This is a genomic window from Caldinitratiruptor microaerophilus, from assembly GCF_025999835.1.
Classification (GTDB): domain Bacteria; phylum Bacillota; class Sulfobacillia; order Symbiobacteriales; family ZC4RG38; genus Caldinitratiruptor; species Caldinitratiruptor microaerophilus.
Map to the genome: position 1 here is coordinate 1,286,601 of NZ_AP025628.1, position 25,977 is coordinate 1,312,577.

Below are 25,977 nucleotides of genomic sequence, written 5' to 3' on the forward strand. Positions count from 1 at the left end.
GCCGTGCTCGAACCGATCAAGCGGGTGAGCGTGAGCGCGGTGATCGTCGACCGCATCCGCCAGTCGATCGAAAGCGGGTCCCTGCGGCCCGGCGACCGGCTGCCGCCGGAACGGGACATGGCCCGCCAGCTCGGGGTGAGCCGCCTCTCCGTCCGGGAGGCCATCAAGGTCCTGGAGGCCATGGGGCTCGTCGAGGTCCGCCCCGGCGACGGCACCTTCGTCCGCCGCGCCACGGCGGAGAACCTGGTCGACCCGGTGCTCCTGGGTCACCTGGTGGAGGAGGGCACCACCCTGGCCGAGCTGGTCGAGGTGCGGATGGTGCTCGAGGTCGAGATGGCGTCGCTGGCGGCGGGCCGGGCGACCCCGGAGGACATCGAGGCGATGGAGTCCGCTCTGCGCCGCATGGAGGAACAGATCGGGCGCGGGGAGGACTTCCTCGAGGCCGACCGGGAGTTCCACGCCGCCGTCTGCGACGCCACCCGCAACGCGGTCCTGGCCCGGATGTACGAGGGAATCATGGACCTGGTCACCCACCTCCGGCGCCGCACCTGGCGGGTGCCGGGCGCCCCGGAGCGGGCCGTGGCCTCCCACCGGGCCATCCTGGACGCCATCCGGGCGCGGGACCCCTCTCGGGCCCGGGCGGCCATGCGCGAGCACATGGCGAACGTGCGCCGGGACCTCGAGGTGGTCATGGGCCAGGAAATGACCGCCGAAGGGGGAGCCGACCGTGCAGATCGTTGAGGGAGGGCTGGACATCCCGCTGCCGCGCATGGTGCGTGTGCGGCAGCGTTTTCCGGCGGTCGCCGAGCCCGACGTCGCCGCGGCCGTCGCCCGGGAGCTGCGGCGCCCGGAGGTGGCGGGCCGGGTGCGCCCCGGGCAGCGGATCGCCCTGGGGGTCGGCAGCCGGGGAATCGCCCGGCTGGCCGAGATCGTCGGGGCGGTGGTGCGCGAGCTGAAGGCCCTGGGCGCCGACCCGTTCATCATCCCCGCGATGGGCAGCCACGGCGGCGCCACGCCGGCCGGGCAACGGGAGGTGCTCGCCACCTACGGCGTGACGGAAGAGGCCATGGGCGTGCCCATCGTGGCCGACATGGACACGGTGCAGGTCGGCGAGACGCCGGGCGGCGTGCCGGTGTGGTTCAGCCGGCCGGCGCTCGAGGCGGACGCCATCCTGCCGATCGGCCGGGTGAAGCCGCACACCGACTTCCACGGTACGGTGGAGAGCGGCCTGTGCAAGATGCTCGTCATCGGCTTCGGCAAGCACCGCGGGGCGACCCGCATCCACCAGGAGGGGTTCGCCCGCTTCCACGAGCTGATCCCCGCCGCCGCCCGGGTGGTGCTGGACAGGGTGCCGGTCCTGGGCGGGCTGGCGATCGTCGAGAACGCGCACGAGGAGCCGGCCCGGATCGAGTTCGTCCCGGCCGGACGGATCCTCGCGCGCGAGCCCGAGCTCCTCGAAGAGGCCCGGCGACTCATGGCCCGCCTCCTCTTCGACTCGATCGACGTCCTGGTGGTCGACGAGCTGGGCAAGGACATCAGCGGCGCCGGCATGGACCCGAACGTGACGGGCCGCTACGTGGCCGCCCACATGCGGGGCGGCACGCCGGCCGTGCAGAAGATCGTGGTGCTCCGCCTCACCGAGCGCACGCACGGCAACGCCACGGGCATCGGCGTGGCGGACGTGACGACCCGCTGGGTGGTCGAGAACATCGACTACCAGAAGACGTGGACGAACGTGATCACCTCGACCGAACTCGCCGGGGGCCGCACGCCCATCTGGATGCCGAGCGACCGGGAGGCCATCGCCCTGGCGGTCAAGACGCTCAACGGGGTCGACATCCGGTCTCCCCGGATCGTCCGCATCCACAACACGCTGGAACTGAAGGAGATCTGGCTGTCCGAGCCGATGTGGCTCCAGGAGCGCCACCGCAGCGACCTGGAGGCGCTGGGCGATCCCCAGCCGCTGCCCTTCACCCCGGACGGCCAGCTCCGGGACCTGCCGCTGCCGCGGGAGCGCCACGGCCTGTGGCCGTGGACGGACGACGCGAGGAGGGAACCGCCGTGGAGCCGCGGCGCTTCGTGATCATGAAGCCGGGCAAGGACAACGTGGCCACCGCGCTGCGTGACCTGGCCGCCGGCACGGAGGTGGACCTGGGCGGCCAGATCATCCGCCTCCTCGACCCGATCCCCTTCGGACACAAGTTCGCCCTCCGCGACATCGCCGCCGGTGAACCCGTGTACAAGTACGGGCAGGTGATCGGCAAGGCCTCCCGGCCGATCCGGGCCGGGGAGCACGCCCACGTCCACAACATCGAGAGCAACCGGGGGAGGGGCGACCTTGCAGCTTCCGGAGGGTAAGTTCTGGGGTTACCGCCGCCCGGACGGCCGGGTCGGCGTTCGCAATCACGTGCTGATCCTGCCGACCATCGTGTGCGCCGCCAAGACGGCGCAGAAGGTCACCGAGCTCGTGCGCGGGACCGTCTCGTTCTACCACCAGCACGGGTGCGCCCAGATCGGCGCCGACTGGCAGCAGACGGTGCGGACCTACGTGGGGATGGCCGCCCACCCCAACGTCTCCGGGGTCGTGATCATGGGCCTCGGCTGCGAGGGCGTGCAGGCCCGGTGGGTCGCCGACCTGGTCGCCAAGGAGGTCCCCTGGAAGCCGATCGAGCTCGTGCTCATCCAGGAGCACGGCGGCACGCTCCAGACCATCGCGGACACCGCCAGGGCCGCCGCCAAGCTGGTCCAGCACGCCTCGCTGGAGCAGCGGGAGCTGTGCGACGTCTCCGAGCTCATCCTCGCCACCGAGTGCGGCGGGTCGGACGCCTGCTCGGGGCTCTCGGCCAACCCCGCCGTCGGCTACTGCTCCGACCTCCTGATCGATGCCGGCGGCACCGTGATCCTGGCGGAGACGACGGAGCTCATCGGCGCCGAGCACCTGCTGGCCGAGCGGGCCGTGAGCGAGCGGGTCCGGAAGAGGGTCTACGAGGTCATCGACCGCTACGAGAAGAGCGTCCTGCGGATGGGCGTCGACATCCGGGGCGCGCAGCCGGCGCCCGGGAACATCGAGGGCGGGATCACGACCATCGAGGAGAAGTCCCTCGGCTGCATCTACAAGGCCGGGACCAAGCCGCTCCAGGACATCATCGAGTACGCCGAGCGGCCCCGCACGAAGGGCCTCGTCTGGATGGACACGCCCGGCCACGACATCGAGCAGATCACCGGCATGGTGGCAGGCGGCGCCCAGGTCGTGGTCTTCACCTCCGGCCGCGGTACCCCCACCGGCAGCCCCATCGCCCCGACCATCAAGATCGCCACCAACACCCCCATGTTCGAGCGGATGAACGACAACATGGACCTGAACGCCGGCGGGGTGATCGACGGCACCGAGACCGTCGAGGAGGTCGGCCGCCGGCTCTTCGAGGAGGTCCGGCTCGTCGCCTCCGGCAAGCTCACCAAGGCCGAGATCCTCGGGCAGGACGACTTCGGGCTGTGGCGGATCGGTCCGAGCCTGTGAGAGCGATGCCGCCCCGGGTGCTCCTGGTCGCCGACGACTTCACCGGCGCTGCCGACACCGCCGTTCACTTCGCGGCGGCAGGGCTCGACACGGCGGTCTGGGCCGGCGCGCCGGACACCGCGCCGCCCCGGGCGGAGGTCCTGGCCGTGAGCACGAACAGCCGCAGCCTGCCCCCGGCGGCGGCCGCGCGGGCGGTGGCCGCCGCCGTTCGGGCGGCGGGGCCGGCGGACGATACCTTCCTGTTCAAGAAGATCGATTCGACCCTCCGGGGCAACCCGGGGCCGGAGCTGGACGCCCTGGCGCAGGACCGCCTCGCCCTCGTCTGCCCGGCCGTGCCGGCGCAGGGCCGTACGGTCCGCAGCGGCGTCCTGCATGTCCATGGCCGGCCCGTCGCCGAGACGGAGTTCGCCCGGGACATCCGGACCCCGGTGCGGACGAGCCGGGTGGCGGAGGTGTTCGGCCCCGCCGCCGAAGTGTCGCTCGCCGCCGTCCGGGCCGGGGAGGCCGCCCTGCGCGCGGCCGTGCGCGCGGCGGGCGCCCGCCGTGTGGTGGTCGACGCCGAGATGCCGGAGGATCTGGCCACCATCGCCCGGGTGGCCCTGGACCTGGGCGCCGTCCCCTGCGGGGCAGCAGGTCTGGGCGCCGCGATCGCCGCCGAGCTGGCGCGGCGGCTGCGCGCCGTGGACCGCCTCGTCGCCGTCGTCGGCAGCGCCCACCCGCTGGCCCGGGCGCAGGCCGGGTCGCTGGCCGCCTGGCTGGGCTGCCCCGTCACCGAGGTCGGCCCCGGCACGGACGGGGCGCTGGAGGAAGCCGCGGCGGCGGGGGCCGCCGGCACCGGATCCGCGGTCCTGATCGCGCCCGAGAGGACGGCCGACCCCGCGGCGGTGGAGTCGGCCCTGGGCCGGGCGGCGGCGGCGTTCGTGCAGGCCGGGCCGCCGGGGCTCTTGGTCGTCGTGGGCGGGGAGACCGCCCGGGCGGTGCTCGGCGCCCTCGGGGCGACCGGGGTGCGACTCGTGGGCGAGGCGCTGCCCGGGCTCCCCCTCGGTCGCCTCGCCGGCGGGCCATGGGAGGGCCTGCCGGTCGTCACCAAGGCGGGCGGGTTTGGCGACCCGGGGACGCTGGCGGCCCTGGCCCGCCGGTGGAAGGAGGAGAGGCTCGGATGACGTCCGCAGCCGACGGGCGACCCATCGTGGCCGTCACCATGGGGGACCCGGCCGGGGTGGGCCCCGAGGTGGTCCTGAAGGCGGCGGTGGACCCGGCCGTGGCGAAGGTGGCCCGCCCCGTGGTCGTGGGCGACGCCGACCTCCTCGGCCGGGTCGCGGCGGCCCTGGGCCTCCCGGTGCGCCCCGTCCGGGTGCAGGACCCGGCGGAGGCGTCCTTCGAGCCGGGGTCGGTCCCGGTGGTCGACCGCGGGTTCCTGCCGCCCGGCTGGTACAGCCCCGGCCGGATCGACCCGGTGGCAGGCGCGGCGGCCGTCGCGTGCGTCCTGGAGGCCGCGGCCCTGGCCATGGCCGGACGGGTCGGCGCCATCGCCACCGCCCCCCTCAACAAGGCCGCCATGCACGCGGCGGGCTTCACGCGGTACGCCGGGCACACGGAGATCCTCACCGAGGCCACCGGCGCCCGCGACTCCGCCATGCTGCTGGTGGCCAGGAACCTGCGCGTGATCCACGTCAGCACCCACGTGTCCCTCGCCGAGGCCGTGCGCCGAGTGACCCCGCAGCGGGTCGAGCGGGTGATCCGCCTGGCCGACGAGGCGGTGCGGGACCTCGGCATCCCCCGCCCCCGGATCGCCGTGGCGGGGCTGAACCCCCACGCCGGCGAAGGCGGGCTGTTCGGCCGGGAGGACCAAGACGTCCTCGCCCCGGCCGTGGAGCGCTGCCGGGCGGACGGGATCGAGGTGAGCGGCCCCTGGCCGGGGGACACCGTGTTCTACCGCGCCGCGTACCGGGACGAGTTCGACGTCGTGGTCGCGATGTACCACGATCAGGGGCACATCCCGATCAAGATGTACGCCTTCGACCACGGGGTGAACGTCACCGTGGGCCTGCCCATCATCCGCACCTCGGTCGACCACGGCACGGCCTTCGACATCGCCGGTCAGGGGATCGCCCGGCCGGCCAGCATGATCGAGGCGATCCGGCTCGCAGCCCGCATGGCCGCCGCCCGGGCGGCCGCGCGGCGCTGACGGGCCGCCCGCTCCGAGGGAGGGAACGTTCGGATGGCGACCAGGGTGTACCCCCGCATCGACACGCCGGTGAACCCCTACCAGACCAACGTCCAGGGCAAGGCGAACGAGCCCATCTGCGTGGCGGGGCTCCTCGACCACGCCCGGCGGCTGGTCGGCTACGAGGGGCGACCGGACTGGACCCTGGAGGAGATCTACGACCGGCTGGAGGCGAACGCCCCGCGGGTGGCGATCATCGGCGGGTCCAGCGACCACCCCGCCCACATCGTCGACCCCTTCACCGTGGCCCACGCCGCCCTGCGGATCTGGGAGAACGGCGGCGTCCCCTTCGGCTTCAGCATCCCGGTCATGTGCGACGGCACCGCGCAGAGCACGATGGGCATGAGCTACTCGCTGCAGAGCCGCAACGCCGTCGCCATGGCCGTGGTGAACCAGATGGAGTCCCACGGCTACCACGCCGCCTTCGTGATCCAGGGCTGTGACAAGACACCGACCGGCATCCTCTCCGGCCTGGCCCACCTGGACCTCGTGCGGCGCCGGCGGGGTGAGGCGCCCGTCTGGGCCTCCTTCGCCCCGGCCCACGTGCTGCGGGGCGGCAGCATCCCGGAGAAGCTGCGGGCGGAGCTCGAGCAGCTGGCCCGCCGGGCCGAGGCGGAAGGCTACACGGACCTCGCCGAGGACGTGCGCGACACCGCCGCGTACATCCTGCAGTGCTCCAGCAACACCGCCTGGCAGGGAGTCCTGGAGCGGGCCGTGCAGGTCGGGCTGCTCACGCGGGAGCGGCACAAGGCGATCGAGCGGGAGCTCGCCGTCAACACCTGCCACCACCTGGGTGGGGTATGCGCCTTCAACGGCACCGGCAACAGCTCGCGGCACGTGGTGGCCGGACTCGGCATGGCGCACCCCAGGCTCGAGCTCCTGACCGACCCGCCGGATGCGGCCACCGTGGCGGCGGCGGTCGACGACCTCTTCCGCCTGTTCAACCGGCCGGAGTACAGCGTGCGGGAGATCGTCGGCCGGAACATCGCCAACGCGATCCGGATCCACAGCGCCTCGGGCGGTTCCACGAACCTCATGATGCACCTCGTCGCCGTCATGCTGTACGCCGGCTACCGCTTCACCCTCTGGGACCTCGACCGCATCCGCCGCAGCTACCCGGTCCCCGACCTCTTCGACTACAGCCTCACCCAGGGCCGCGACATCTTCGCCCTGGCCCAGCACACCTGCGCCGGGCACATCCGGGGCATGGAGACGCTCTTCCACGAGCTGCTGGAGAACGGCGTGCCCATGGACCTCGACGCCCCGACCGTCACCGGGACCACCTGGCGGGAGCGGCTGGCCGTGCGGGAGGGGCTGTCCGCCCTCGGCGTGCGGGAGAACCCGATCATCCTGCACACCCCGCGGCGGCCCTTCAGCGGCATCGAGGTGCTGACCGGCAACTGGTTCGAGAGCGCCGTGGTGAAGGTGAGCGGGATGACTACGGCGCAGCTCGACGAGTTCGACGGGCGCCCTGCCTTCGTGCTCTACTACGAGAACGAGGACGAGGCGAACCGCAGCCTCCTCGACGTCGGGCTCCTCGCCGGGCTGCGCGCGGCCCGCGCCTTCCCGCGCCCCGAGATGGAGGCCATGTACCGGCTGACCGGCGGCGACGGCGACGCGTCCGAATGGCCCTACGACGAGCTGTGGGACCGGATGGTGGCCGGCGGGCACCTGCGGATCGCCATCGTCATCGCCGGGCAGGGGCCGGAGGCCTTCGGCATGCCGGAGATGTTCACCCCGATGCAGCACATCAACGCGAACCGCCAGCTCCGCCGGCTGACCTGCCTCCTCTCCGACGGTCGCTACTCCGGCGTCACCTACGGCGCCGCCATCGGCCACGTCACCCCCGAGGCGGCCCGGGGCGGCGGGATCCTCTACCTCCGCACCGGCGACGTGCTCCTGCTGGGCCTCCGGCGCCGGCGGATCGACCTCCTCGACGCGGCGGCCTTCCGGGAGGGCCGGCTCGAGCCCTACGCCGGGAACCTGGCCGCCGAGCGCGCCGGGCTCGGGCAGGAGCGCCTCGCCCGGATCCGGGACCGCCGGCGCCAGGTGGCGGCCGTGAACCGGATGGTCGGGTTCACCGACGCCTCGGCCGGCGTGGTCCCGCCGCAGGTGTTCGAAGAGGCCGACGAGCCGCTGCCGGCGCTGGCGGGGGTCTCGCCCGCGTGAACGGATCGGAAGGAGTTCCGCAGAAGGAGGCGCAGGCGTGGAACTGAAAGGCAAGGTGGCCATCGTCACCGGCGGCGGGACCGGGCTCGGGCGGGCGATCTCCCTCCTCCTCGCCCGCCACGGCGTGAACCTCGCCGTGAACTACTCCCGCTCCGAGGCCGACGCGGTCGCCACGGCCCAGGAGGCCGCTGCGCTCGGGGTCCGGGCGATCCCCGTCCGGGCCGACATGGCCGTCCAGCACGACATCTACGCCATGGCGGAGACGGTGGAGAGGGAGTTCGGGCGCATCGACATCCTCATCGCCAACGCCGCCACCACGGTGTTCGTGCCGATGTCCGACCTGGACGGGGTCGACCCGGAGACGTGGGACCGGATCATGAACGTGAACGTGAAGGGGCCGTGGCTCTGCGCCCGGGCCGTCGCCCCGGCGATGCGCCGGGCGGGGGGCGGCCGGATCGTCACGATCTCGTCGATCGCCGGCCTGAACCCCGCCGGCAGCAGCATGCCCTACTGCGTCTCCAAGGCCGCCCTCATCCACCTGACCCGCTGCCTGGCGGCGGCGCTGGCGCCGGACGTGCTGGTGAACAGCGTGGCGCCCGGCCTCCTGGAGACCCGCTGGACCGCGGGCCACTCGGAGGCGGCCCGGGCGCGGTTCATCCAGAGCGCGCTCCTCCGCCGCGTCGCCACCCTGGAGGACGTGGCCGACCAGGTGCTGACCCTCGTCCGCACGGACAGCATCACGGGGCAGACCGTGGTGGTCGACGGCGGCACCGTCCTGCGCTAGGAGGGCTGTGAGCGGGCCATGAACGACCGGAACGTGCTCGACCTCTTCCGCCTGGCCGGCCAGGTGGCGCTGGTCACCGGCGCCGCCTCGGGCATCGGGCAGGCGCTCGCCGTGGCGCTGGCCCAGGCCGGGGCGGACATCGCCCTGGTGGCGAACCGGCGCTCGCCGGAGGAGACCGTGTCCGCCATCGAAGCCGCAGGCCGGCGCGCCGCCGTCCTGCAGGCCGACCTGTCCCGCCTGCGCGCCCGGGACGGGGAGCAACTCGTCGACGAGGTCATCCGGCGCATGGGCCGGCTCGACATCCTGGTGAACTGCGCCGGCACGACCTGGCGCGGCCCGGCCCTGGAGGTCGACGACGAGGCGTGGGAGCGCGACCTGGCCGTCAACGCCCGCGCCCCGCTTTTCCTCTCCCGGGCGGCTGCCCGGCACATGGCGGAGCGCGGGCGGGGGAAGATCGTCAACGTCGCCTCCGTGCTGTCATTTCAGGGCGGCGTCCGGGTGCTGCCGTACGCCGCCAGCAAGCACGCCCTCGCCGGCATCACCCGGGCGCTCGCCAACGAGCTGGCCCCGCTGGGCATCCAGGTGAACGCCCTGGCGCCGGGGTACATCGCGACGGAGTTCACGAAGGTCCTGCAGGACGACCCCGTCCGAAACCGCCAGATCCTCGAGCGCGTCCCCGCCGGCCGCTGGGGCCAGCCGTGGGACCTGGCCGGCGCCGTGGTCTTCCTCGCCTCCGCCGCCTCGGACTTCATGACCGGGCAGGTGCTGGTGGTCGACGGCGGCTGGCTGTCGCGCTGAACCACCCGCCGTTCTGGCTGGAGGCGGTGCAACGCACCACTCACTGGGGGGCATCCGCCGTGATCGCCATGCGCGTCCACCGCTTCGGCGGTCCCGAAGTGCTGCAGCGCGACGAGGTCCCCGTGCCCGAACCGGGCCCCGGCCAGGCCAGGGTCCGGCTCGAGGCGATCGGCCTCAACTATCACGATACCTACACACGGAGCGGCCTCTACCCGGTCTCGCTCCCCTACACGCCGGGCATCGAGGCGGCCGGGGTGGTGGACGCCGTCGGCCCGGGGGTGACGGAGGTCAAGCCGGGCGACCGGGTGGCGTATGCCCTCGCCGGCGCCACGTACGTGGAGTACGGCCTGGCGGAAGCCGCGAAGCTGGTGCCCCTCCCGGACGGCGTCTCGAGCGAACTCGCGGCCGCCGTCCTGCTCCAGGGCCTGACCGCGCACTACCTGGCCACCAGCACGTTCCCCCTCCGCCCCGGCCACCGCGTCCTCGTGCACGCCGCGGCCGGCGGCACCGGGCTCCTCCTCGTCCAGATCGCCAAGCGGCTGGGCGCCACGGTGTACGGCACCGTCGGCTCCCCCGCGAAGGCCGACGTGGCGCTCGCCGCCGGCGCCGATGCCGTGATCCTCTACCGTGAGGTCGACTTCGTGTCGGAGGTAGAGCGGCTCACGGGCGGCGAGGGCGTGCACGCCGTCTACGACTCCGTGGGACAGGCCACCTTCCGGGGCAGCCTGCGCTGCCTGGCGCCGCGCGGGATCCTGGTCTCCTTCGGGCAGTCCAGCGGGCCCGTCGAGCCGATCGCGCCGCTCGAGCTCATGAACGGCTCCCTCTACCTCACCCGGCCGCACCTGCGCGACTACATCCGGACGCGGGAGGAACTCCTGTCCCGCGCCGGCGACATCTTCGCCTGGCTGGCGGCGGGCGAACTGCAGGTGCGGATCGACAGCCGGTTCGCGCTGACGGAGGTGGCCGACGCCCACCGCCGCCTCGAATCCCGCCAGAGCGTGGGGAAGATCCTCCTGATCCCGTGAGCCGGCGGATCCCGGCGATCCCGGTTTGCGAGGGGAGATGTTGCGGATGCTGGACAGCGGGACCCTCCAGGACTGGGCGCAACGCCTCCTGCAGGCCGAGGCGCAGCGCCGACCCCTGCAGCCCATGACCGACGCCTTGCCCCAGATCACTGCAGAGGATGCGTATGCGATCCAGGAGATCGTGATCGAGGAGAAGCTGGGGCTCGGAGCCCGGGTAATCGGCTACAAGCTGGCCCTGACCAGCCAGGGCACCCGGAACGCCCTGGGGGTCCGGGAACCCGTCGCCGGCGTCCTCCTGGACACGGCGCTCGTCGAGGTGGCCGAAGGCCGGAGCCATGCCGTCCTCTCCCGCGGCGACTTCATCGCCCCGCAGGTCGAACCGGAGCAGGCCTTCATCCTGGGCGAGGACCTGGCCGGCCCCGGGGTGACGGTGGCCCAGGTGCTTGCCGCCACCCGGCTGGTCGTCCCCGCCCTCGAGATCCCGGACAGCCGCTTCAACTGGCAGGTCCGCGCCCCGGAGATGATGGCCGACAACGCGGCGGCGTCCCGGATCCTCCTGGGCGGCCGGGGTGTCAGCCCTCTGACCGCCGACCTGCGCCTCATCGGGGTGGTGTTGGAGAAGAACGGCCAGATCGCCGGCACCGCCGCCGGCGCGGCGGTGCTCGGCCACCCGGCCGCCTCCGTGGCCTGGCTGGCCAACCACCTGGCCCGCTCCGGCCGCCACCTCCGGGCCGGCCAGGTGATCTTCACCGGGTCCCCCATGGCCGCCGTGCCGGTGGAGGCCGGCGACGTCGTGCGGGCGACCTTCGACCACCTCGGCGCGGTGGAGGTGCGGTTCGAGTAAGGACCCCCGGGCCTGCCGCGCCAGCGCGGCCGCCGGAACCGGCTGCGGGGGACCGAGATAGGGGTTGACCCACGTACCCCGAGGGGTACGTGGGTCAAGAAACTTCCCTGTTCGCCCCTCTGCCGGATCCGGGGTTTACGGAACCTTATAGTTACGTCCTGTTCCGGCCCATTACGGTAAACCCGCCAGCTCAAGCTCAAGAGGTCGCGACCATCGAAAGCACTCTTGCGCGCACGCCAGGACAATCTTTGTGCCATCCGCGGATACGGCGCCGGGACAGAACCTGTGCACGCCCGCTCCGGCAACAGGGCCCCGTGAGAGTCGTTGCCCCCGGGTACACAAGACGAACGGGTAGGGACAGCCGCACTGGAAGCCGGCTCCAGCATCCGCACGGGCATCTCGGCTCGGCTGCCGGGTCCGACGGCCGCAAGCTCGGCGGAGAGCGTGACGGCGGCCCGGACGCTCATCTGGCCGCCAGTCCCTTGCGGAACTGATACTGCGTCTTGACAACAGCGTACCCGAGGTCTCGATAGAACTGGTGCGCCCTCTCCCGGACGACATTCGAGTTGAGAACGACCTCCTGGTATCCCCGCTCCAGCGCCCAGGCTTCCGCCGCCTGCACGAGCGCCTTCCCGATCCCACGCCCGCGGTGGGATTGGTCCACCACCAAGCCTGCGATCCGGGCATGCGAGGGACCCCCGAGCCAGTGGTGGCCGTGCACGTGCACCCATCCCACCACCTGGCCGGCCGGCGCTTCGGCCACGAGGATCGTTTGATCTTCGTCCACGGCCAGTCCCGCATGGTAGCGCAGGACCTGTTCCTTCGACGAGGCGTAGCCCAGCTGCTCACAGAGCAAAGCCACGCGCTCCGCGTCGTCCGGTCGCATCGGACGAATCTGCACCCGGCACCCCCCCTGAACGCCCGCCGTCCGTTCGAATCGCCACCGCGGACCGCCTGGGACCGCTTCGGGCGCGACCGGCTGGGCGCCGGGTTACCGCACGCCCTCCACCTTCACCAGCACCTCGTTCATGCTGCCCGTCCGGTACCCCAGGAGGTCCATGGTCACGTAGAGGAAGCCCAGGGCGCGCAGGCGATCGGAAACCTCCTCGGCCACCTCCAGGAGCCGGATCCGCTCCTCGCGCCCCACCTCGATCCGGGCGATGTCCCCGTGGTGGCGAACGCGGAACTGGCGGAAGCCGAGCTCCCACAGGACCTGTTCGGCCGCCTCCACCTGCCGGAGCTTCTCCGCCGTGATCGTGCTCCCGTAGGGGAAGCGGGAGCTCAGGCAGGCGAAGGCCGGCTTGTCCCACACCGGCAGGCCCAGGCGCCGGGACAGGGCCCGGACGTCGGCCTTGGTGAGCCCGGCCTCCTTGAGGGGCGAGCGGACGCCGAACTCCTGCGCCGCCTGCGCGCCGGGGCGGTGGCCCAGGGCGTCGTCGGCGTTCTCCCCGTACGCGAGCCAGCGGAAGCCCAACTCCCGGGCGAGACCCTCAAGCCGCGTGAACAGCTCCGTCTTGCAGAAGTAGCAGCGGTTCGCGGGGTTGGCGGCGTACCGCGGATCGTCCAGCTCGTGGGTCTCGATGACCAGGTGCCGCACCCCGATCTCGGCCGCCAGGCGCCGCGCCTCCTCCAGCTCCCGCCGGGGCAGCGAGGGCGAATCGGCGGTGACGGCGACGGCCCGCTCCCCCAGGACGTCGAAGGCCACCTTCACCAGGAAGGTGCTGTCCACGCCGCCCGAGAAGGCGACGAGGACCTCCCCCATCCCCCGCAGGATCGCCTGCAGCCGGCTGTACCGTATCTCAAGCGCCTCCACTGCGCTCACGTCCTTCCCAGATCGCCCGGTGGATCGTGGCCGCGGCGTACCCGGCGCCGAACCCGTTGTCGATGTTCACCACGGTGACCCCGGGCGCGCACGAGTTCAGCATCGCCAGGAGGGCCGCCAGCCCGCCCAGGCTGGCGCCGTAGCCCACGCTGGTGGGCACGGCGACCACCGGGCGGTCCACCAGGCCGCCCACCACGCTGGCGAGCGCCCCCTCCATCCCGGCGACGACCACCACGACGGCGGCCTGCCGGATGGCCCCCACCTGGCCGAGGAGCCGGTGGAGCCCGGCGACCCCCACGTCGTAGATCCGCCGCACGGCGCTCCCCATGGCTTCGAGGGTCACCGCCGCCTCCTCGGCGACCGGCAGGTCGCCGGTCCCGGCGCAAACGACCGCCACGTACCCGGGCCGCGGCGGCGCCGGGGCGCGGTCCAGGCGGATCACCCGGGCGATCTCGTGATAGGTGGCGTCCGGGACCCGGCCCCGGACGACGGCGAAGTGCTCCGGCGTCGCGCGCGTGGCCAGGAAGCGGCCGTGCGCCTGCGCCAGGCGCTCGGCGATCGCCGCCGCCTGCTCGGGCGTCTTCCCCTGGCAGAGGACGACCTCCGGGAAACCGCACCGGGCCTCCCGGTCGAGGTCGAGGTGGGCGAACTCCAGCGGCTCCCCTTCACGCGCCATCGCCGGCACCGTCCCGGACGAGGCGGGCCGCGGCCGCCAGCGCCTGCTCCCACACGCGCCGCAGCGGCACCCCGTGCTCCCGGGCCGCGGCCCGGCAGTCCTCGTACTCCGGCATCGCGTTCACGACCCGGCCGCCGAGCCGGGCGACCTTCACCTGCACCGGGCCGTACGGCGTCTCGACCGTGACCCACTCCCGCGGGAGCACCCAGCGCTCGACCTCGGATCGCCGCAGCCCGATCGTCGTGGTCTCGGCGAAGACGATCGCCGCCAGCGCGTCCGCCTCCTCCCGCCGGGCCAGCACGTGCAGGAGCACCCCCGGCCGGCCCTTCTTCATGTGCGCGGGGGTCAGCCACGCGTCCAGGGCGCCGCCTTCGAGGAGCCGCTCGAGCAGGTGCGGGTAGACCTGCGGGTTCATGTCGTCGATGTTCGTCTCCAGGAGGACCACCCGTTCGAGCGCCCAGCCGGGCCCGGGTCCACCGGCGCCGGCGGCCCCGGCCGGGGCTGGGACGCCCGCTCCGAACTCGGCCGTAACCGGATCGCCGAGGTGCACCCGCAGGACGTTGGGGATCACCCGGTCATGCTTGCCGGCGCCGTAGCCGGTGGCCCGGATGCGCATCGGCGGCCGCGGGCCGAACGCGCGGCACACGGTCGTGAGGACGGCGGCGCCGGTCGGCGTGAGGAGCTCGCCCTCCACGTCGGTGGCGTAGGACGGCACCCCCTCGATGAGGTACGCCGTCGCCGGCGCCGGCACCGGGTAGCGGCCGTGAGCGGTCTCCACGAACCCCCGCCCCACGTGGAGCGGGCTGGCGTGGCACTCCGGCATCCCCAGAAGGTGCAGGGCGACGGCCGCGCCGCAGATGTCGACGATGGCGTCGACCGCCCCGACCTCGTGCAGGTGCACGTCCGCCGGGGAGACCCCGTGGACCCGGGCCTCCGCCTCCCCCAGCCGCTCGAAGATCCGCCGGGAGAGCGCCTTGACCGGCCCGGCCAGCGCGCTCCGGTCGATGAGGTCCAGGATCTCCCGCAGCGGCCGCGCCGGCGCGTGGTGGCCGTGAGGGCCGTGGTCACCGTGGTGGTCGTGGTGGTCGTGGCCGTGGTCGTGGCCGCGGATGTGCCCGGCGCCGTGGCGGGGCGGGGCGTCGGGGTCGGCACCGCCCTCCAGAAGGACCTGGAAGCGGGTCGCGGCGATGCCGCGCCGCGTCACCCGCTCCCGCTTGAGTTCGTAGCCGGAGATCTCCAGCTTCTGCAGTTCCCGCTGCACGGCGTCCAGGTCAACGCCGGCGTCCAGGAGCGCGCCCAGGATCATGTCGCCGCTGGCGCCGGCGAAGGCGTCGAAGTAGAGGATCATGACCGGATCGCGGCCACCACGTCCGTCAGCGACCGGACGATCAGGCTGGCGATGTTGAAGACGAGGTACCGCGCCCCCTTCTCCCGCCAGGCCCGGTACGCGGCGGGGTCGCCGACCAGGATGCCGGGCGCCTTCCCCGCCGCGGCGATCCGCCGGATGGCGCCCTCGATGGCGCCCTGCACCTCCGGGTGCCCGGGGTTGCCGGGGTGGCCCATGGAGGTCGAGAGGTCCGTCGGGCCGATGAACATCGCGTCGATGCCGGGGACAGTGAGCAGGTCGTCGAGATTCCGGAGGGCCTCCACGGTCTCCACGTGCGTGACGACCGCCGTCCCGGCGTTACTCCGCTCGATGTGCTCCAGCCCGCCGAAGAATCCCCAGCCCGCCGCCCGGGTGGAGTTCGCCACCCCGCGGATGCCCTCGGGCGGGTACTTGGCCGAGCGCACGGCGAGCTCCGCGGTGGCACGGTCGTTCACCTGCGGGACCTGCACGGCCGACGCGCCGATGTCCAGCGTCCGGAGGATCTCCTGCGTGTTGGCGGAGGAGACCCGCACCACCGGCACCACGCCGGCCGCGCGGGCGGCACGGATCAGGTTCTCCGTCGTCTCGATGCCGGCAGGCCCGTGCTCGTTGTCGAGGATGACGAAGTCGAACCCCGCGAACCCGGCCATCTCGACGAGGGCGGGATGCGGGATGCTCACGAAGAGGCCGACCAGGGTCCGCCCCTCGCGCAGCCACTCCTTCAGGCGGGTGTCGATGACCGCCACCGGCAACGCCTCCTCACTCGTGCAGCGGGGGCAGCGGGACGCCGTAGCGCCCGGCGAGCTCCCGGAACTCCTGCAGCACGCCGGGCCCGAGCGGGATGCCGAGCCGGCGCCGCTCCGCCTCCTGCTCTGCCTCCACGTCCCCCGGCGCCCGCACCCGGTCGGTCCCCGGCGCAGGCGGCACCGCGCGCACCTCGCGCACGAGCCGGTCGACCCGCGCCCGGTACTCCTCTTCCGGCAGGAACAGGTCGGGGCGCAGCGCCAGGAAGAAGTGGCCGAGCTGCTGGGGCTCGGTGAGCCGCTCGTACATTCTTGGCAGGTGCGGCCCAAAGGGAGCGCCGGAGAGGATGCCCGCCAGGAGCTCGACCACCATGGCGAGCCCGTAGCCCTTCACCCCGCCGGCCGGGAGCACCATGCCCTCCTGGGCCGCCCGCGGGTCCGTGGTGGGGACGCCCTGCCTGTCGGTGGCCCATCCCGGGGGGATCTCCGGCCAGCCCTCCCGGACGGCCCGGAAGATCTTGCCCCGGGCGACCTGGCTGGTGGCCATGTCCAGCACCACAGGCCCCTCCTCGCCCGCCGGGAACGCCCACGAGAGCGGGTTGGTGCCGAAGAAGGGCTGCGAGCCGCCCCAGGGCGGCATGCTGGCCGGGGCATGGGTGGCGGCGAAGCCGATCAGCCCGGCCGCGGCCATCCGCAGCGTGAAGTAGGCCAGCGCGCCGCAGTGGGTGGAGTTGCGGACCACCACGACCCCGACCCCGGCCTCGCGGGCCTTGCGGATCGCCAGGTCCGCCGCCCGGACGGCGACCACCTGGCCGAAGCCGTGCTGCCCGTCGAGCAGGGCGCTCACGGGGGTCTCCTGCAGCACCCGCACCTCGGTGCGGCGGGCGACCAGCCCCGCCTCGAGCCGCTGCAGGTAGATGCCGAGGCGGCTCGTGCCGTGGGTGTCCACGCCCCGGAGGTCGGCGGCCACGAGCTGGCGGGCGACCTCGGCGGCGTCAGCGGGGTCCACCCCGGCCTTCTGCAAGAGCGCGGCCGCCCACGCCTCCAGCCGGGCGGCCTCGATGCGGGGAACAGCCTGCGGAGAGGTTTCCATGCGCCGTCTCTCATCTCCTCCTGCGGCGTGACTTCTGGAGTTACCCTTTCACCGCGCCGGCCGTGAGCCCTGCTACCACGTACTTCTGGAGGTAAATGTAGAGCACGACCACGGGGATCGTGCCGAGCACGGCGGCGGCCATCAGCTCGCCCCAGAGGTACACGTCGCCCAGGATGAGGTTCGTCAGTCCCACCGTGAGCGGGTGGGTGCGGGTGTCCGAGATGAAGACGAGGGCGTACAGGAACTCGTTCCAGGAGTTCGTGAAGGCGAACAGGGCGGCGGCGACCAGCCCGGGCTTGGAAAGCGGCAGCACCACCCGCGTGAGGGCTTGCCAGCGGGTGGCGCCATCGATCAGGGCCGCTTCCTCCAGCTCGGCCGGGATCGACCGGAAGAAGCCGACCAGGAGCCAGGTGCTGAGGGGGACCGTGAAGCTCGGGTAGGCGGCGATCAGCCCCGCGAGGGAATTGGAGAGCCCCAGGTCCTTGATCACGCGGTACAGGGGGATGAAGAGGATGGTGGGCGGCACGAGGTAGGCGACCAGCACGCTGAAGGCGACGAAGTGGCGCCCCAGGAACCGGAGCCGGGCCAGGGCGTAGGCACCGACGGTCCCCACCGCCGTGGCGATGAGCGTGCTCGTCAGCGCCACGATGAAGCTGTTCTTGAACCAGGTCAGGAAGGGGAAGTTCCGCACCAGGTTGACGTAGTTGTCGAGCACGAAGGGCTCCGGCCAGAACATCGCGTTCAGGTTGCCGATCTGGGCCCGGGTCTTGAAGGACGTCACGACCATCCAGTAGATCGGGAACCCGACCACCAGCACGAGCGCCGCCAGGGAGACGTAGGCCAACCACCGCCCGCGCTGACCCGCCATTAGGCCCCCACCTCCCGCTGCGTGTACCGGGTGAAGAGGAAGATGAGGAGGGCCATCAGCGGCATCGCGAAGATCGACACCGCCGTGCCCTTCCCGAGGTTGAGCCCGTCGATGGCGATCTCGTACGTGAGGGTGCCGACGATGTGCGTGGCGCCGCCGGGCCCGCCCCGGGTCAGGATGTAGACGGCCTGGAAGTCGTTGAAAGTCCAGATGGTGGACAGGAGCGTCGCCACGATCGCCACGTACTTGATGCCCGGCAGCGTGATGTGCCAGAACTGGCGGAAGCGGCTCGCCCCGTCGACGGCGGCGGCTTCGTACAGCTCGTGGGGGATGGTCTGCAGGCCCGCCAGGATGGTCACGCCGAAGAAGGGGAAGCCCCGCCAGACGTTCGCCGCGATGATCGAGGCCATCGCCGTCTTCGGGTTGGCGAGCCACCCGATCGGCTGGGACAGGATGCCTGCATGAACCAGGATGTAGTTGATGACCCCGAGGAGCCCGTCGAACATCCACAGGAAGTTCAGCGAACTCACCACGGTGGGCGTCACCCAGGGGATCAGGAGGAATCCGGTCCAGAAGTTCTTCGCCCGGATCCCGGCGTTGAGCGTGAGGGCCATCACGAGCCCGATCACCAGCTTGAGCGCCACCGCCACGGTGGTGAATACCACCGTGTTCCAGAGGGCCCGGCGGAAGAACGGGTCGTGCCAGAGCTCGACGTAGTTCTGCAGCCCGATGAACACCGGCCGGTAGCCGATGAGCTTCTGCGTCATGCTCAGGTAGATCGCCAGGACGCCGGGGTAGGCGATGAGCCCGAACACCGAGACGACCACCGGCGCGATGAACAGGAAGCCGAGGAGCCAGTCCCGGCCCAGGATTCGGGCCGCGCGGCTGGTCCGGCCGGCCGGCCGGGTCGCGGCGATGGGTACGTCCGCCATGAGGGCCTGATCCCCCCTGATCTGGAGGTGGGGCGGGGCCCCGGGGACCACCCGGGGGCACCGCCCCTGCCGGTTATCCGACGGCCTTGTAGATGCTTTCGATCTTGCGCTTCGCCGCCTGGATGGCCTGGTCGATGGGCGTGCCCTGCAGGACGGAGGACGCCATGTCGGTGAGGACGTGCTGGGCCCGGACCTCGGCCGCCGCGGCGGTGATGGGCCCCGGGTAGCCGGGCAGCCGGGCGTACATGCCGTTCTGCATGATCGCCTCGAAGTTCGGGTCGGTCTTCCAGTACGGGTCCTCCGCGTGGAGCTTGTAGAGCGGCGCGGCCTGGCCGATCGAGTTGGTCATGTACTCCTTCCACTGCTCGGGCGACATGATGTACTCGATCAGGTCCTTGCAGAGGTCCGGGTGCTGGGTCTTCTTGAAGATGCCGAAGTTCCAGCTGTTGTCGGCGGTGAAGTTGCCCTTGGGGCCAGCCGGGGTGACGGAGAGCCGCGTCTTGCCCGCCAGTTCGTGCTTCTGCGAGACCAGGGCGTAGTAGATGGAGGCTCCGTTGTTCGTCATGGCGATCTTGCCGGCGAGCCACGCCTCGTTGTTGTTCGCGTCGGTCCAGCCCGCGGCGCCGGGGGGCTCCACCTGGTGCTTCAGGAACAGGTCCACGGCGTACTGTAGCGCCTGACGGGTCTCGGGGGTGTCGAACGTGAGGGTCTTCCCGTCCTCCTTCACCCAGCTCGCGCCGTGACTCCACATGATCGCCATCATGAAGTCGTCGCCGTCGAAGGAGCGGTTGAGCGTCTGTCCGAAGCCGTAGATCCCCTTGGCCGGGTCCTGGACCTTCTTGGCGACCTCGACCACCTCGTCCCAGGTCTTCGGGGGCTGGAGGTTCTTCTCTGCCAGCAGGTCCTGACGGTAGTAGAACATCGACAACATGGAGTACCGCGGGACAGCCCAGTACTTGCCGTCGAACTTCACCATCAGGTTCACGCGCTCGTCGCTGGTGAAGCCCTTGTTCTTCTCCAGGACCCGGGCGAGCACGTCGTCGACCTCGAGGAGCTGTCCCATGCCCTTGTAGCGGACCGGGGCGACGGCGTCGAGCTCGCCGAGGTCGGGCGGGTTGCCGGCCTCGATGGCCGCCGCGTACTTCGTGAAGATGTCGTTGAACGTCGAGAACTCGATCTCCACGTCGACGTTCTTCTTCTCGGCCCACGTCCGGATCTGCTTCTCCAGGATCTCGTTGCCCTTGGTGACGAAGCTCTTGAAGAGCCAGATCCGCAGCTTGGGCTTCGCCAGCCCGGTCACGGCCGGGGCCGATCCCGCCGCGGCGCCGGTGGCCGCCCCCGATGCCGCCCCGCCGCCCCCGGCCGGGGCCGGGGACGGCTTCGAGCACGCCGACAGGAGCGCCCCGAGGCCGCCTGTGGCGAGCCCCGCCGCGGCGATGCCCGCGGCCTTCAGAATCTGCCGTCGACTGAGACCTTTCGGCTCACGAGACTTCCCTGACACGGTGGATGACCCCCTTCTGGTTGGTTCATTCCCTCGCCGAGAGGCGTTCGGGCCGGGTGATGAGCTCCATCACGGCCGGGCCTCCGGCGGCGAGCGCCCGCCGGAGGGCAGCGGGGAAGTCGCGGTTGCGCTCGACCCGCTCCCCGTGGGCCCCCATGGCCCGGGCGAGGTCGGCGAAGCCGGGGTCGCCGAGCGCCCAGCCGATGGGCCGCCCGGGGTAGCGCCGCTCCTGGTGCATGCGCATCGTCCCGTACATGCCGTTGTGGAAGACGATGCTGACCACGGGCACCCGGTGCCGGACGGCCGTCTCGAGTTCGTTCGCCGTCATGAGGAAGCCGCCGTCGCCGGCGAGGCAGACCACGGGCCGCCCCGGGGTCGCCATCGCCACCCCGATGGCGGCCGGCAGCCCGTAGCCCATCGCCCCGGAGATGGGGCCGAAGTGGGTGCCCGGCCGGCGGAACCGGTAGAACCGGGCGGGCCAGCCTGAGAAGTTGCCGGCGTCGGTGACGATCGCTGCCTCGGGCGGGAGGATCGCCTGCAGGTCGTGCATGACGCCCTCGGGGTCGACGGGCTCGCTCTCTGCCATCGGCCGGGGGGCGGTGATCCGCTCGTACACGGCCCGCAAGGCCCCTGCCGCCTCGCGCCGGTGCCGGTGGCGGTCGCTCCCGGGGAAGTCCGACGCGCGCACGGCCTCCAGGAGGTCACCGAGCGCCATGCCGGCGTCGGCCACGATCCCGACCTCGACGTCGCAGACGGCCCCGATCACCTCGGGAGCGATGTCGACCTGGATCACCCGGGTTTCCGGCGCCGGCAGGGTGTAGCCCTGGGTGGTGAACTCGGTGAGGCGGCTGCCGACCACCAGGAGCACGTCGCGGCTGCGGACGAAGTCGACGATCTCCGGCCGGGTCGCCATCCCGAGGCCGCCGAGGAAGAGCGGGTGGTCGTTGGGGAACACGTCGAAGCGGCGGAAGCCGGCGAACACCGGGGCAGCCAGGGCCTCGGCGAACTGCACCAGCACCGGCGTCGCGCCGGCCCGCAGGACGCCGCCGCCGGCCAGGATGCCCGGCCGCTCGGCATCGAGGAGGAGCCGGACCGCCGACTCGACCTCGTCCGGGGCCGGCCGGGGCCGGGGGCGGGGCGGGGGTGCCGGCGGCCGGAAGTCGACCTCGCGGTCCAGGACGTCCTCCGGCAGCGCCACCACGACCGGGCCGGGACGGCCGGCGGTCGCCACCCGGAACGCCTGGGCCACCAGTTCCGGCACCCGGGCGGGGTGCTCGACCTGCACCGCCCACTTGGCGACCGGGCGGAAGAAGGCCGCCAGGTCGACCTCCTGGAACGCCTCCCGGTGGAGGAAGCGCGTCGGCACCTGCCCGAGGAGCACCACGAGCGGGGTAGAATCCTGGCGGGCCGTGTGAACGCCGATGGCCAGGTTCCCGGCTCCGACCCCGCGGGTCGCCATCGCCACGCCGGCCCGGCCGGAGGCCTTGGCGTACCCCTCCGCGCAGAAGACCGACCCGCCCTCGTGGCGGTTGAGCACGAGCTGGACGTCGGGCATGTCGTAGAAGGCGTCGATGACCGGCAGGTAGCTCTCGCCCGGGACGCAGAAGACGTGCGTGACCCCGTGCCGGCGGATGATCTCGGCCACCGCCCTGCCGGCCGTCATCACGGGTGACAAGCGCAAATCCACCCCCGCATGCGGTGTCGTTGCGGCGCTCCGGCTACGCCCCCTGGGCGGGCCGGCCGCCCGCCGGCGCGGGGACCGCGGCTGGCCGGCGGCCGGTCAGCCGCTGAAGGAGCACCGCGCCCAGGAGCAACCCGAAGCCCACGGCGTCGGTGACCAGTCCCTGGTCGATCAGGAGGAACGCGGCTGCACCCAGGAGCACGCGCTCCAGCCAGGTGGCGGGGCGGAAGAGGTAGCCCCGCAGCGCCGCCGCCAGGGCGACGGAGCCCGTCGTCGCGGTCACCAGGGCCCACGCGATCTGGCCCGGAGAGCCCAGGAAGAGCAAGGCGGGACCGAACACGAACATGTACGGGACGATGAACCCGGCCGCCCCGACCTTGACGGCTTCGATGCCCGCATCCCAGAAACGGGCCTTGCCGATCCCGGCCGCCGCGTACACGGCCAGGGCGACGGGCGGGGTGATGGCCGAGATCGCCGCGAAGTAGATGACGAACAGGTGCGCGGCGACGGGGTGCACCCCCATCTTCACCAGGGCCGGGATGAGGAGGGCCGCCTGGACGATGTACGCGGGGGTCGTCGGCATGCCCATGCCGAGGATGAGGCCGGCGACCATCGTCAGCACCAGCGCCGGCAGGAGGTGCTGCCCGGCGATCCCGAGCACCAGCGAGGTGAAGCGCAGCCCGAGCCCGGTGAGGGCGATGACCCCGATGATGATGCCCGCCGCCGCGCACGTCGCCGCCACGGCCAGCGTGTTGCGGGCGCCGCTCTCCAGGGCCTCCAGGATGCTCCGGACCCCCATCCGGGTGTCCCGCCGCAGCCAGCTCAGGACGAGCACGGAGGCGGTCGCCCACAGCGCCGCGTAGGTGGCGGTGAAGCCGGCGACCATCAGCGCCAGGATGAGGATGACGGGCAGGAAGAGGTGCCCGCGGCTCAGGATGACGTCGCGAAGCCGGGGCACCTCTTCCCTCGGCACGCCCTTGAGGTCGGAGCGCAGCGCCTCGAAGTGGATCGAGAAGAAGAGCGCCACGTAGTAGAGGAGCGCCGGGATCAGCGCGTGCTTCGCCACCTGGATGTACGGGATGCCGAGGAACTCGGCCATCACGAAGGCCGCCGCCCCCATGACCGGCGGCATGATCTGCCCGCCGGTCGACGCCGTCGCCTCCACCGCGGCCGCAAACGGGGGCCGGAACCCCGCCCGTTTCATGAGCGGGATGGTGAGCCAGCCGTCGACCATCACGTTGGCCACGGCGCTGCCGGAGATCGTGCCGAAAAGGCTCGACGACACCACCGACACCTTGCCCGGGCCGCCCCGGCTGCCGCCCGTGATCGCCGTCGCGAAGTCCGTGAAGAACTGCCCGACGCCGGACTTGTCCAGGAACGCCCCGAACACCACGAACACGATCACGTACGTGGCGCTGACGCCCAGCGGGATGCCGAAGATGCCTTCGGTCGTGAGGTACAGCTGGTCGAGGAGGATCTCGACGCTGAACCCCGGGTGCTTCAGGATGCCCGGCAGGTAGGGGCCGGTGAGGGCGTAGAGCAGGAACACGGCGGCGGTGACCGGCAGGACGAGCCCGGTGGTTCGCCGGGCGGCCTCGAGGACCACCAGGACCAGGATGGCGCCGAAGACCTTGTCGCCCAGCCGGAGGGGATCGACGTAGTAGATCCGGTTGACCACGTACTCGTAGTTCACGAAGAGGTAGCCGATCGAGGCGATGCTCAGGACCAGGAGGCCCAGGTCGGCGGCCCACCCCCACCAGCGGCCCTGCTCCCGGGCCCGCGCCGGAAAGGTGAGGAAGATGAGCGCCAGGCTGAACAGCAGGTGCGTCCCCCGCAGGATGATGGCCTCCGGCGTGCCGGTGGCCACCACGTACAGGTGGTACGCCGCCATGACGATGGCCACGACGCTGGTGATGCGCCTCACGACGGCTGCGGCCCGCTCCAATCGCAACGCCCCCCGGCTGCCCTTTCTCCCCGGTGACCGGCAGCGCCGCCGGCTACTTCTTCAGCACCTCGTCGAAGAACCGCTTCGCCCCGGGGTGGAAGGGCACCCCGACGTCGACCGCCATCTTCTCCGGCGTCATCCCCTTGATCGCGCTGGCGATGGCGGCCAGCTGGTCCCGGTTGTCCACCACGAGCTTGGTGATCCGGTAGGCGAGATCCGCCGGGACCTTCTCGCTGGCGATGAGGTGAGTGTAGGTACCCACCGTGACCGCATCCTCGTCCTGACCCGGGTACGTCCCCTTGGGGATCACGAGCTTCGCGTAGCCCTTGTTCTTCTGCCGGAGTGCGGCAAGCTTGTCGTCCGGAAGACTCAGGACCCGGATGGCGCGCCCGGTGGCGAGGTCCATCACCGAGGAGGCCGGGATGGTGGTGATGAGCATGAAGGCGTCCGCCTGGCGGTTCTTGATGAGCTCGACAGCATCGGAGTAGCTGACGAAGTGGACCTTGGCCAGATCCTCGTATTTCAGGCCGTAAACCTCGAGGACCTCCCGCGTGATCTGCTCGCCCGTGTTGCCCTTGGGCTGGGTGGCGAGGCGCTTCCCCTTCAGGTCGGCGACGCTCTTGATGCCGGAGTCCGCCGGCACGATCATCTGGAAGTACTGGTTGTACAGTGTGACGAGGTTCAAGACGTCCTTGGTGGCCGTCTCGAACGGCGGCCGCCCCTCGTACCCGTCAGCGGTGGAGTTCGCGTTGCCAAAGCCCAGGTCCGCCTTGCCCTCGTGGATCGCCTTGACGTTGGCGATGCCCGCCCCCGGCTGCACCGTGATGGTGACGCCCGGGATCTCCTTCTGCACCATCTCAGCGATGGCGCCGCCCAGCGGCGTCCAGGTCCCACCCTGCGGGCCCGTCATCATGCGCAGCTGGGTCGGCGCCGCGGCGGCCTGCCCGCCGCCGGCGGAGCCCTGCGCCGGCGCCGCCCCGGCCTGGCTCCCCTGACCCGCACCGGACGGGGCCGCCGGCTGGGAGGCGCCGCCCCCGGCCCCGCCGCACCCTGCCAGGGCGACCAGGACCAGTGCCGTCAGGACACTCAGGATCACCCTCGTTCGTTTCACTCCGCTCTCCTCCCCTCGTTCTTCCGGAACTTGACCGGGCCGTCGTGCCCCGTGCCGGGCGACGGCCGGCGCTGCGCCTCCGCCCAGCGGAGCCGCGCTTCGACCTCATCGAGGTGGGCGATGAGGGCCCGGCTCGCCGCCTGCCCGTCCCCCGCCTCGATCGCCGCCAGGATCCGGCCGTGCTCCTCGGCGATCTTCTCCGCCCGCCCGGGAGCGTCCAGCAGCACCTCGGTGGACCGGCTGAGCCCCTCGACGAAGAGGCTGGCGAGCGATCCCATGAGATGGGTGAAGACGGCATTGCCGGCCGCCCGGGCGATCGCGTAGTGGAAGGCGAAGTCCTCCGCCACCGTGTGGCCGTCGAGGGCGAGCCGCTCCCGGAAGGCCGCGTGGGCCGCCCGGATCCGGTCCAGGTCCTCGGGCGTGCGGCGCTCCGCCGCCAGCCGGGCGGCCTCGGCCTCGAGCGCCCGCCGGGCCTCCAGCAGGTCGTACAGGGTGTAACCATCGGGCAACAGCATGAGCTCGAGCGCCCGGCCCTTCGCGGCCGGCGTCCCCGGCCGGACGAAAGCGCCGGAGCCCGGCCGGATCTCGACCACGCCGGCCCGCTCCAGAACCGTGAGCGCCTGCCGCAAGACCGGCCGGCTCACCCCGAACGTGCCGGCCAGGTCCCGCTCCGACGGAAGGCGGTCGCCCGGCCGCAGTTCGCCGGACCGGACGGCCTCGAGCAGGCGCTCGACCACTTCTTCGTACGTCCGCACCCGCCGGATGGGGGAAAAGGCCACACCCAGTCTCCTCCCGCCCTGCCGGTCCGTGCCGCCGCTTGTCCCACGCGGCAGGAGGAAGTCCACTTCGCCGTGGTGAAGTGGCTAATCCAGTGG

General features: G+C 72.3%; 24 protein-coding genes. 11 read left to right on the top strand and 13 right to left on the bottom strand.

The window, feature by feature from the left end; translation table 11 throughout:
• The first annotated feature begins 3 nt into the window (after positions 1–3).
• From caldi_RS06245 to caldi_RS06295, 11 genes are all read left to right on the top strand, one after another.
• Positions 4–741: a FadR/GntR family transcriptional regulator gene (locus tag caldi_RS06245; RefSeq protein WP_264844245.1), complete on the top strand. Its 738-nt coding sequence runs from the start codon at positions 4–6 to the stop codon at positions 739–741.
• Complete coding sequence (locus caldi_RS06250) at positions 728–2,083, top strand: lactate racemase domain-containing protein (RefSeq protein WP_264844246.1); 1,356 nt, start codon at positions 728–730, stop codon at positions 2,081–2,083. The genes caldi_RS06245 and caldi_RS06250 overlap by 14 nt, the downstream gene beginning before the upstream one ends.
• On the top strand, positions 2,062–2,358 hold the full coding sequence (locus tag caldi_RS06255) for a UxaA family hydrolase (RefSeq protein ID WP_264844247.1): 297 nt from the start codon (positions 2,062–2,064) through the stop codon (positions 2,356–2,358). The genes caldi_RS06250 and caldi_RS06255 overlap by 22 nt, the downstream gene beginning before the upstream one ends.
• Positions 2,339–3,517: a UxaA family hydrolase gene (locus tag caldi_RS06260; protein WP_264844248.1), complete on the top strand. Its 1,179-nt coding sequence runs from the start codon at positions 2,339–2,341 to the stop codon at positions 3,515–3,517. Before caldi_RS06255 ends, caldi_RS06260 begins: the two co-directional genes overlap by 20 nt.
• A complete protein-coding gene (locus caldi_RS06265; protein ID WP_264844249.1) occupies positions 3,493–4,680 on the top strand; it encodes a four-carbon acid sugar kinase family protein in 1,188 nt (395 codons plus the stop codon). Before caldi_RS06260 ends, caldi_RS06265 begins: the two co-directional genes overlap by 25 nt.
• Positions 4,677–5,705 (top strand): 4-hydroxythreonine-4-phosphate dehydrogenase PdxA, encoded by a 1,029-nt coding sequence (gene pdxA, locus caldi_RS06270; protein ID WP_264844250.1) that lies wholly within the window; start codon positions 4,677–4,679, stop codon positions 5,703–5,705. The genes caldi_RS06265 and pdxA overlap by 4 nt, the downstream gene beginning before the upstream one ends.
• A gap of 33 nt (positions 5,706–5,738) precedes the next feature.
• Positions 5,739–7,913 carry a dihydroxy-acid dehydratase domain-containing protein gene (locus tag caldi_RS06275; protein WP_264844251.1) on the top strand — a complete coding sequence of 725 codons (2,175 nt, stop codon included), beginning with the start codon at positions 5,739–5,741 and terminating at the stop codon, positions 7,911–7,913.
• Between the two features lie 37 nt (positions 7,914–7,950).
• Positions 7,951–8,697 (top strand): SDR family NAD(P)-dependent oxidoreductase, encoded by a 747-nt coding sequence (locus tag caldi_RS06280; RefSeq protein ID WP_264844252.1) that lies wholly within the window; start codon positions 7,951–7,953, stop codon positions 8,695–8,697.
• Between the two features lie 18 nt (positions 8,698–8,715).
• Entirely contained in the window at positions 8,716–9,495 is a 780-nt protein-coding gene (locus caldi_RS06285) for a glucose 1-dehydrogenase (protein ID WP_264844253.1), read from the top strand.
• 68 nt (positions 9,496–9,563) lie between these two features.
• A complete protein-coding gene (locus caldi_RS06290) occupies positions 9,564–10,520 on the top strand; it encodes a quinone oxidoreductase family protein (RefSeq protein WP_264844745.1) in 957 nt (318 codons plus the stop codon).
• Positions 10,521–10,566: 46 nt separating this feature from the next.
• Positions 10,567–11,364, top strand: a complete 798-nt coding sequence (locus caldi_RS06295; protein ID WP_264844254.1) for a 2-keto-4-pentenoate hydratase — start codon at positions 10,567–10,569, stop codon at positions 11,362–11,364.
• A 463-nt stretch (positions 11,365–11,827) separates the two neighbouring features.
• Here caldi_RS06295 and caldi_RS06300 read toward each other — a convergent pair whose 3' ends face one another.
• The 13 genes from caldi_RS06300 to caldi_RS06360 all read right to left on the bottom strand — a co-directional run bounded on the left by caldi_RS06300 (position 11,828) and on the right by caldi_RS06360 (position 25,881).
• On the bottom strand, positions 11,828–12,265 hold the full coding sequence (locus caldi_RS06300; RefSeq protein ID WP_264844255.1) for a GNAT family N-acetyltransferase: 438 nt from the start codon (positions 12,263–12,265) through the stop codon (positions 11,828–11,830).
• Positions 12,266–12,355: 90 nt separating this feature from the next.
• Positions 12,356–13,177 (bottom strand): ATP-dependent sacrificial sulfur transferase LarE, encoded by an 822-nt coding sequence (gene larE / locus caldi_RS06305; RefSeq protein WP_264844256.1) that lies wholly within the window; start codon positions 13,175–13,177, stop codon positions 12,356–12,358.
• A complete protein-coding gene (gene larB, locus caldi_RS06310; RefSeq protein WP_264844257.1) occupies positions 13,164–13,862 on the bottom strand; it encodes a nickel pincer cofactor biosynthesis protein LarB in 699 nt (232 codons plus the stop codon). The genes larE and larB overlap by 14 nt, the downstream gene beginning before the upstream one ends.
• Positions 13,852–15,210, bottom strand: a complete 1,359-nt coding sequence (larC, locus tag caldi_RS06315; protein WP_264844258.1) for a nickel pincer cofactor biosynthesis protein LarC — start codon at positions 15,208–15,210, stop codon at positions 13,852–13,854. The genes larB and larC overlap by 11 nt, the downstream gene beginning before the upstream one ends.
• Complete coding sequence (locus tag caldi_RS06320) at positions 15,207–15,974, bottom strand: HpcH/HpaI aldolase family protein (protein ID WP_264844259.1); 768 nt, start codon at positions 15,972–15,974, stop codon at positions 15,207–15,209. Before caldi_RS06320 ends, larC begins: the two co-directional genes overlap by 4 nt.
• Before the next feature lie 13 nt (positions 15,975–15,987).
• Positions 15,988–17,064, bottom strand: a complete 1,077-nt coding sequence (locus caldi_RS06325) for an Ldh family oxidoreductase (RefSeq protein WP_264844261.1) — start codon at positions 17,062–17,064, stop codon at positions 15,988–15,990.
• A 40-nt stretch (positions 17,065–17,104) separates the two neighbouring features.
• Positions 17,105–17,932, bottom strand: coding sequence for a carbohydrate ABC transporter permease (locus tag caldi_RS06330; protein WP_264844262.1), 828 nt, complete (start codon positions 17,930–17,932; stop codon positions 17,105–17,107).
• A complete protein-coding gene (locus caldi_RS06335) occupies positions 17,932–18,864 on the bottom strand; it encodes a carbohydrate ABC transporter permease (protein ID WP_264844263.1) in 933 nt (310 codons plus the stop codon). Before caldi_RS06335 ends, caldi_RS06330 begins: the two co-directional genes overlap by 1 nt.
• 73 nt (positions 18,865–18,937) lie before the next feature.
• Positions 18,938–20,365 carry an ABC transporter substrate-binding protein gene (locus caldi_RS06340; protein ID WP_264844264.1) on the bottom strand — a complete coding sequence of 476 codons (1,428 nt, stop codon included), beginning with the start codon at positions 20,363–20,365 and terminating at the stop codon, positions 18,938–18,940.
• 25 nt (positions 20,366–20,390) lie between these two features.
• Positions 20,391–22,031 (bottom strand): thiamine pyrophosphate-dependent enzyme, encoded by a 1,641-nt coding sequence (locus caldi_RS06345; RefSeq protein ID WP_264844746.1) that lies wholly within the window; start codon positions 22,029–22,031, stop codon positions 20,391–20,393.
• A 52-nt stretch (positions 22,032–22,083) separates the two neighbouring features.
• Positions 22,084–23,991, bottom strand: coding sequence for a TRAP transporter permease (locus caldi_RS06350; RefSeq protein WP_264844266.1), 1,908 nt, complete (start codon positions 23,989–23,991; stop codon positions 22,084–22,086).
• A gap of 52 nt (positions 23,992–24,043) precedes the next feature.
• Positions 24,044–25,102 carry a TAXI family TRAP transporter solute-binding subunit gene (locus caldi_RS06355; protein WP_264844267.1) on the bottom strand — a complete coding sequence of 353 codons (1,059 nt, stop codon included), beginning with the start codon at positions 25,100–25,102 and terminating at the stop codon, positions 24,044–24,046.
• On the bottom strand, positions 25,099–25,881 hold the full coding sequence (locus tag caldi_RS06360) for a FadR/GntR family transcriptional regulator (protein ID WP_264844268.1): 783 nt from the start codon (positions 25,879–25,881) through the stop codon (positions 25,099–25,101). The genes caldi_RS06355 and caldi_RS06360 overlap by 4 nt, the downstream gene beginning before the upstream one ends.
• Between the last annotated feature and the right edge of the window lie 96 nt (positions 25,882–25,977).

What these genes read in the sequence shown, in the direction of transcription:
- pdxA (WP_264844250.1), top strand. Translation starts at nt 4,677, where the DNA reads ATGACGTCCGCAGCCGACGGGCGACCCATCGTGGCCGTCACCATGGGG.
- caldi_RS06275 (WP_264844251.1), top strand. Translation starts at nt 5,739, where the DNA reads ATGGCGACCAGGGTGTACCCCCGCATCGACACGCCGGTGAACCCCTAC.
- caldi_RS06285 (WP_264844253.1), top strand. Translation starts at nt 8,716, where the DNA reads ATGAACGACCGGAACGTGCTCGACCTCTTCCGCCTGGCCGGCCAGGTG.
- caldi_RS06290 (WP_264844745.1), top strand. Translation starts at nt 9,564, where the DNA reads ATGCGCGTCCACCGCTTCGGCGGTCCCGAAGTGCTGCAGCGCGACGAG.
- caldi_RS06295 (WP_264844254.1), top strand. Translation starts at nt 10,567, where the DNA reads ATGCTGGACAGCGGGACCCTCCAGGACTGGGCGCAACGCCTCCTGCAG.
- larB (WP_264844257.1), bottom strand. Translation starts at nt 13,862, where the DNA reads ATGGCGCGTGAAGGGGAGCCGCTGGAGTTCGCCCACCTCGACCTCGAC.
- larC (WP_264844258.1), bottom strand. Translation starts at nt 15,210, where the DNA reads ATGATCCTCTACTTCGACGCCTTCGCCGGCGCCAGCGGCGACATGATC.
- caldi_RS06325 (WP_264844261.1), bottom strand. Translation starts at nt 17,064, where the DNA reads ATGGAAACCTCTCCGCAGGCTGTTCCCCGCATCGAGGCCGCCCGGCTG.
- caldi_RS06330 (WP_264844262.1), bottom strand. Translation starts at nt 17,932, where the DNA reads ATGGCGGGTCAGCGCGGGCGGTGGTTGGCCTACGTCTCCCTGGCGGCG.
- caldi_RS06335 (WP_264844263.1), bottom strand. Translation starts at nt 18,864, where the DNA reads ATGGCGGACGTACCCATCGCCGCGACCCGGCCGGCCGGCCGGACCAGC.